Source organism: Pollutimonas bauzanensis, assembly GCF_040393045.1.
GTDB classification, from domain to species: domain Bacteria; phylum Pseudomonadota; class Gammaproteobacteria; order Burkholderiales; family Burkholderiaceae_B; genus Pollutimonas; species Pollutimonas bauzanensis_A.
In genome coordinates, this window is sequence record NZ_JBEBUX010000175.1 from 1 (window position 1) to 7,330 (window position 7,330).

At 56.5% G+C, this 7,330-nt stretch carries 8 protein-coding genes; 5 read left to right on the forward strand and 3 right to left on the reverse strand.

From position 1 onward, the window contains the following. From ABWO67_RS18400 to ABWO67_RS18410, 3 genes are all read left to right on the forward strand, one after another. Positions 1-357 (forward strand): ABC transporter permease (locus tag ABWO67_RS18400; protein ID WP_353154488.1); only part of this gene is annotated, 357 nt, incomplete at its 5' end. Between the two features lie 20 nt (positions 358-377). Next, positions 378-1,919: a phosphoric/sulfuric ester hydrolase PehA gene (gene pehA / locus ABWO67_RS18405; protein ID WP_353154491.1), complete on the forward strand. Its 1,542-nt coding sequence runs from the start codon at positions 378-380 to the stop codon at positions 1,917-1,919. Continuing rightward, entirely contained in the window at positions 1,916-2,596 is a 681-nt protein-coding gene (locus ABWO67_RS18410) for an HAD family hydrolase (RefSeq protein WP_353154494.1), read from the forward strand. Before pehA ends, ABWO67_RS18410 begins: the two co-directional genes overlap by 4 nt. On the opposite strand, the gene ABWO67_RS18415 is transcribed toward ABWO67_RS18410, so the two are convergent. From ABWO67_RS18415 to ABWO67_RS18425, 3 genes are all read right to left on the reverse strand, one after another. Beyond that, positions 2,593-3,378, reverse strand: coding sequence for an SDR family oxidoreductase (locus ABWO67_RS18415; RefSeq protein WP_353154497.1), 786 nt, complete (start codon positions 3,376-3,378; stop codon positions 2,593-2,595). The genes ABWO67_RS18410 and ABWO67_RS18415 overlap by 4 nt on opposite strands. A gap of 37 nt (positions 3,379-3,415) precedes the next feature. After that, complete coding sequence (locus ABWO67_RS18420) at positions 3,416-4,222, reverse strand: aspartate dehydrogenase (RefSeq protein WP_353154500.1); 807 nt, start codon at positions 4,220-4,222, stop codon at positions 3,416-3,418. Positions 4,223-4,336: 114 nt separating this feature from the next. Next, positions 4,337-5,305 (reverse strand): LysR substrate-binding domain-containing protein, encoded by a 969-nt coding sequence (locus tag ABWO67_RS18425; protein WP_353154503.1) that lies wholly within the window; start codon positions 5,303-5,305, stop codon positions 4,337-4,339. Positions 5,306-5,476: 171 nt separating this feature from the next. Here ABWO67_RS18425 and ABWO67_RS18430 point away from each other — a divergent pair, with 171 nt between their 5' ends. Both ABWO67_RS18430 and ABWO67_RS18435 read left to right on the forward strand, forming a co-directional pair. After that, a complete protein-coding gene (locus ABWO67_RS18430; protein WP_353154506.1) occupies positions 5,477-6,151 on the forward strand; it encodes an RraA family protein in 675 nt (224 codons plus the stop codon). 89 nt (positions 6,152-6,240) lie between these two features. Next, positions 6,241-7,227: a Bug family tripartite tricarboxylate transporter substrate binding protein gene (locus tag ABWO67_RS18435; protein WP_353154509.1), complete on the forward strand. Its 987-nt coding sequence runs from the start codon at positions 6,241-6,243 to the stop codon at positions 7,225-7,227. Positions 7,228-7,330: the final 103 nt, after the last annotated feature.

Genomic DNA, 7,330 nt, shown 5'->3' on the forward strand with positions numbered 1-7,330 from the left:
AGCCTGACCATTGCCGCCAACGAACAGGGCTACGCCAGCGCGGCACACGATATCGGGGCATCCCCGTGGCGCGTTTACGGCCGGCATGTTCTGCCCAATATCGCCAGCACCATTATCGTCAGCATCACCCTGACCTTTCCCGAAGTCATATTGCTTGAATCCGGCTTGTCGTTCCTGGGCCTGGGCGTGCAGCCCCCTTTGACCAGCCTGGGCAATATGGTCGGATATGGGCGCGAGTATCTGCAATCAGCGCCGTGGATTTTGTTGGCACCCAGCGCCATTATTGTTTTGACGACCTTTTTTATCAGCCTGGTCGGAGATTGGCTTCGCGACCATCTTGATCCGACCTTGCGTTGACCTTCTAATAGAGAATCATTGTGACCAAACAAAAGAAAAATGTCTTGCTAATCGTCGTCGACCAGTGGCGCGGCGACACACTGGCCAAACTGGGCCATCCCGTCATCAAGACCCCGAATATCGACGCGCTGTCCGAGCAAGGCGTGACATTTGCCCGCCATTACACCCAGGCCGTACCCTGCGGTCCAGGCCGAGCATCGTTATTGACCGGCCTGTACATGATGACCCATCGCGCGGTGCAAAATACCATCCCTCTAGATGCCCGACATACCAACATCGCCAAGGAAGTCCGCAAGGCAGGCTATGAGCCGGCTCTGGTAGGCTATACAACGACTACACCTGATCCACGCCACGTTGATGCGCAAGATCCCCGGTTCAAAGTGTTGGGCGGCGACATGGAGGGTTGGCGGCCAGTCGGTTCATGGGGCCTGAAAATGGAAGCCTACTTCGCGTGGCTCTCGGCCCAAGGCTATGCCATGCCAGACAACCCCTGGGATATCTGGTTGCCGCAAGGTCAAACGGAAGATGACAAGGGCGCCACCAATAAGCCCAGCGCCGTCCCGGCCGAGCTATCCGACACGACCTGGTTTACTGACAGAGCGATCGAATACTTGCATGGCGTCCAGGACAAGCCCTGGTTCCTGCATCTGGGCTACTACCGCCCGCACCCCCCTTTTTCCGCCCCCGCGCCTTACCACGAGATGTACGACCCCGCGGATTGCCCATCGCCCATCCGCGCCGAATCGGCGCAAACAGAGGCGCAACAGCACCCCTTGCTAGAGTTCTATCTGGATAACGTTGAGCGCAAGAAATTCTTCCAGAACGGAGACGGTCTGGGCAGCGGCATGGACGACGCCGAAGTTCGACAAATGCGCGCAACGTACTATGGGCTGATGAGCGAAGTAGACGACCAACTGGGCCGCGTATTCGAGTACTTGAAGAAAACCGGCCAGTGGGACAACACCTTGATCGTATTCACCAGCGACCATGGTGAACAATTGGGTGACCACCACCTGCTGGGCAAACTAGGGTACTTCGACCAAAGCTATCATATCCCGATGATTATCAGGGATCCCGCCAAAACGGCTGATGCCACGCGCGGCAGCGTTGTCGAGCGCTTCACCGAAACGATAGACACCATGCCCACCTTGCTGGATTGGCTGGGGCTTCCCGTACCGCGAACCTGCGACGGCTATTCTTTATTGCCCTTCGTACATAATGGTATTGCGCCAGCGGACTGGCGCACCGAAGTGCATTACGAATTTGATTTCCGTAATATTTTTTACTCCAAGCCCGAAGAAGCGCTGGGTCTGAAAATGGATGAATGCGCCTTATCGGTAATTCAAAACGAAAACTACAAATACGTTCATTTCGCCGCTTTGCCGCCGCTGTTCTTCGATTTGCAGAAAGACCCGGGCCAGCTTCACAATGTGGCGCAAGACCCTTTATATACACAGCAAGTACTAACTATGGCCGGAAAAATGCTTAACTGGAAGATGCTTCACGCAGATCGCACCCTGACGGGATACGCCGCCACGCCTGCCGGATTGACATCACGATGACCGCTGCCCGAATCGTAGCGTCGCGCAAAGCCTTGATTTTCGACCTGGACGGCACACTGGTCGACACCCAGCCAGATATTCGCAAAGCCATTAATGGCGCACTGCGCGATTGTGGCTTTGACGAGATAGCGCAGGACGCAAAAGTACCCAATCTTCATGCCACCCTGCCCGTTATCCTTAGTGCGGTAATGGAACAACTAGGCATAGCCGAATCGGCCATGGAGCCTCTGCGACAGGCCTATATAAAACATTACCGGGCGCAAGCCCATGGCGGATCGGAACTATACCCGGGCGTCATGGAATTGCTGCAAGCCCACCAAGGGCGCGGCGGCATCATGGCAGTATGCACAAACAAAAATCGCGCGGACGCTTTAGATGTATTGGGGCGCTGCGATATTCTGCACTTCTTCCAGTATGTGACTGGCGGCGACACCACAGCTCATCCTAAGCCCCACCCTGCTCCCCTGGCACACACACTAGAACAGCTGCAAACTGAACCCGCAGATGCGATTCTGATCGGCGATACCCATGCCGATGCCTTGTGCGCCCAAACGGTAAAAACCGGCTTTATGTTGCATTTGGCGGGGTATGGTGGCCAAGCGGCGCTGGACTGCCCTAACGACGCCCAGTTTTCTAGCTATGCAGAGCTTCAGGGCCAACCTGGCAGTTCTTTCTAAACGTTAGCAATCAGTCCACCGTCCACCCGGATGACGGACCCGGTAATGTATGACGCCTGGCAACTGGCCAAAAAGGCCGCCGCTGCACCGTATTCGGCAGGGTCGCCGTAGCGCCTGGCCGGTATGGTGGCGACGCTTTCCTGCACGACAGTGTCGTAGCTGCGATCCTCGCGGGCTGCTTTAGCCTTGTCCAGCGCCACAATGCGCTGAGTGGCGATGCGGCCCGGCACCAATACGTTAGTGGTAATGCCGTTTGGCCCCACTTCGCGCGCCAGTGTTTTCGACCAACCCACCAGGGCGCTACGCAAGGAGTTGGACAAACCCAGGTTGGCAATAGGCGCCACCACGCCGGATGAAGCGCTGGTAATAACGCGGCCCCAGTTCCGCTCCTTCATGCCGGGAAGAACCAGATCTGTCATGGTGATCACAGACAACACCATTTCATTGAAATGCCGCTGCCATACGTCGCGCTCGATGTTTTGCACCAAGCTTGGCGGCGGACCGCCCGTGTTATTGCACAAGATATCAATCGGCCCCACCGCATCGACCACCTCGCCATGCCACTGTTTGAACCTGTCGATCTGCGCCAAGTCCCACTGCTTGCCAATCGCCTTGCCGCCGGCAGACTCGATGGCCTCACAAGTAGCAGCCAGGTAAGTTTCATTAATATCGCACACCACGACCGTCGCGCCCTCAGCAGCCAGTGCGCGCGCAATCGCACCACCCAGCCCGCCGCCAGCGCCATGAACGAGTGCCACTTTCTGCTTTAATCCGAGTTCCATTGCCCATTTTCCTTGCTGTCTAATTTGCCTGAATGAGTCAGGTACCGATGCTTAACGGCGCGCGCAATTTACGCAGCAGGGCAATCGCACTCTGCGCGGTGATCCGCCCTGTCTTGGGATTTTCCGAAGGAATGTTCTGGATTTCCATGGACAGCAGCGCCGAATCGGACACTACTTCTATATGATGGGTGTTGCGCTCAAGGGTGGGGTCGGCCCAGACTTCAAGGAGTGTTTTGTCGGGTCCCACACCCGCCAGCGATACACTGACGGCCACGTTTAAGTTGGCCGGAAATCCGGACGCCGCTTCGCGGGCCGTGCCCGAAAAGATCAGCGTGGGCTCTTTCAGGCTCATCACATCGATATTCTGTTTTTCCAGAAACGGCGCACCCACAAACCCCTTAACCGGCTTGCGCGAAGTCATCTTGACCGAGTGGATCGTGCCTTCGGCCGCACCCAGTATGGCGTCGAGCCCCAGAATCGCCCCAGATGGAACAAGAATCTGCCCATTATGCGCTCGGGCCAGGTCCACCAATTCGGGATGCGCCAACAACGCTCCACTGCTCAAGCTTACGACCTTCTTTCCCGCCTTTAAAAACGGCGTGGCAATGCGGGGCAACAGATGGGCGGGCGCGCATTCGATCACAATGTCGCAGTACGGCTCCAGCTCGTCCAGCAGTACAAAACGAGGCGGTGTCTGGCCTTGCCAATCAAATTCAGGCGCTACGTCAGGGTTGCGCACGCCCACGGCAACAAGCCGAATGCCTTCAATACCTTGAGCAAGCTGGCTTGCAATCGAACGGCCTATGGCGCCAAAGCCTGCCACTCCTACATGTAAGTCTTCCATCTGTTGTATTCCTGTTCCACAAAGATCACCCGGCCCTATCACCGGTGAACTTCATTCTAGGAAAGAGACACAAAGGCAACAAACGATTTGTTATCACCGCAGCGATTAGCGCAACTAATGGCTGGATGGATTCGGCGCCATTTCGACCTCGCCCAACACCCAGGTGCGGAATTTTTGTATGGCCGCCCGCTTGGGTGACGAGACGCGCGTCAGCAGGTAGTAATCGCCGGCGCTACGCACGGGCTCTATGTTAGGCAACAAGACCTTGAGCTCGTTGCGTCCCGGATAGCCACGCAGCAGCACCTCGGGAATCAGCGCAATGCCTTTATGATCCAACGCCGCGCCCAGTGAGATATAAAAATGCCCGTACTCCGGCTCATGCCCGGAGGGCTTATATTCCACCCCGTTGGCCTTCAACCATTCCCGCCATGCGTTGGGGCGGCTTGCGGTGTGCACCAAAGACGCCGTCTTGAAGTCGGCCACGTGCTGGATAGCTGGCTGTGTGGCGTACCAAACCTTGGACGCCACCGGCACCATCACATCATGAAACAACAGGTCAGCCTCGATGTCTGTCCACTTTTCCAACATGATTAGGTTCACGGCGGGAAAATGTTCCGGGTAGCGTTGCCCCGGCAGCTTCCCCACTCGCAGCGCGACATCGATATTGTCGGACTGCATGTCGACCGGCCGAATATCTGACACCACACGCACTTCAATATCGGGGTGCTGGGATGTAAATGACGCCAACCTTGGCATCAGCCAAAGGGTGCCGATAGTGGGTATGGTACTGACGGTAAGCGTTTGCTGGTGATCCGGGCTAGTCAGGTCACGCAGGGCCTTTTCCAGGCCCTCCAATAACACATGGCACGCTTCATAAAACTGCTGCCCTGGTTTGGTGAGCTCGATATAACGAGCATGCCGGATGAATAGCGGAGTTCCCAAGAACTCTTCCAGCTTGCGTATCTGCAAACTGATCGCGCCCTGTGTCACGAACAGCTCTTCGGCCGCCTGCGTAAAGGAAAGATGCCTGGCCGCCGCTTCGAAATAACGCGTGGCCAATAAGGGGGGAAGGCGTCTACTCATAGGTCCGTTGATGGATGAGCCAAAAGGCATACGAGTCTGCCATTAGCCGAACTAATAGCATCGCATACTTTAAATCGTTTGTCCCCCATTGCCCACCTCACTAACATAAAACCTACCCGCAATGCCCGACATCGGGCCCTGCCTCCGTTCACAGCAAAAAGGAGTCAAGTGATGGTTAGTAAGGAAGAAAAAAGTTCAATACGCGAGCGATTTCTAAAGGTCGACACATCAAACGTTGCCGACGTACTGGATGAAATGGGTCATCCCGACCAAGGGCTGGCGGCAGCGTTCCAGCGCCAGACAGGCTCAGAGCGCCTGGCGGGATGGGCATACACCATCCGTGGGCAAATGACGCCTTACGGTTTCGGCGGTGACGCGGATAAAATGAAAGCCTGCGCGGCCCTGTCCGAAGGCGACGTATCAGTATGGTCTGGCGATGGAGACGGCATCTGCTACTTCGGCGAATTGATCTCCATCGGCATGAAGGAAAAAGGCAGCGTTGGCGCCATCGTCGACGGCGGACTGCGAGACACCTGCTGGATCAACGCGTTGGGCTTTACGGTTTTCGGGCGCTTTCGCACTCCGGTGCAATCTATCAGCCGCTGGAAAGTTAACGCATGGAACGTACCGATCTATATGCAAGGTGCAACGGGCCGGCGCGTAGCTGTCGAACCGGGCGACTTCATTTTGGGGGACGACGACGGCGCGCTAGTCATACCGCAAGCCATCGTAAAGGAAGTACTGGAAAGATCCGAGCGCTTAACCGAGCAGGAAGTCGCCATCCGCCAGAGCTTGAGCGAAGGTATGTCGCTAGCCCAGGCCCTTGAAAAATACGGCCACGTTTAAGCACAAACTGGACGTGACCGGGCCACGAAAAGCAAGCATATGCGGACATCGGCCCAAACACGTCCCATCCCCACCGGAGGAGACAAAGCATGCAAACCCGATCCAGCACATATCTGAAAACCTTGTTCAAGTGCAGTATGATTGCCTTGGCGCTCGGCGTTGCCAGCGCCGCACACGCGTGGCCTGACCGCGCCCTGAAAATGATCGTGCCCTTTCCCGCAGGCGGTATTAACGACATTGTGGCGCGACTGACGGCCACCTACCTGGGCGAAGAGCTTGGCGCCACCATTGTGGTCGAAAATCGGGCAGGTGCAGGTGGCACCATCGGCACTATGGCGGCGGCAAGCAGTCCGGCAGACGGCTACACCATACTGTTAGGCGCCAGCAGCACCGTTGCCGTCGCGCCCCATCTATACAAGAAACTGGGCTATGCGCCGGAGAAAGACCTGGTAGCCCTGGGTGGCATCGGTTCAGCCGCCAGCCTTCTCGTCGTCGGCACCAACTCCAAATGGAACAGTCTGAGCGAACTGGTCGAGGCTGACAAAAAGGCCTCAGGCACCATCAACTACGGTTCAGCCGGCGCAGGCACCAGCCATCATATAAAAACCGAACTGCTTAAGCTACGGACCGACGCACAGTGGCTGCATATTCCATACCGGGGCGGGGCACCCGCCATGACCGACCTTATGGGCGGACAAATCGACTTCCTGCTGGAGCCCTTGCCCACAGCTCTGCCCTATGTGGAGTCGGGCCGTATTAAGGCGTTGGCCGTCACTACACGGCAACGCGCCGCCGTGCTGCCAGACGTAAAGACCTTTGATGAAGAAGGCATCAAAGGCTACGATGCAACGTTATGGTTCGGCGTTTTTGCACCGGCAGGTATAGACAGCGACGTTGCCAAAAAGATCGGTGACGCCTTGCAGCGTGTCTTCGCGCGCGACGTCGTAAAACAGGATTTTGAAAAACGCGGGCTAGATGCCTACAGCGGCTCCCCCGAGCAGTTCCAAGATTTCGTCAAAGCCGAAATCAAGCTCTGGGGCGACGTAATCCAAAAGGCCGGAATACCAGCTCAATAGCTTGAAAGGATGCGGGCACGCATTACGCCAAGCGTGCGGAGCGCCGTCACCAAGGTTTGACATGAGTTCCTAGACGACATATGATTCTTATGCACATCATTTC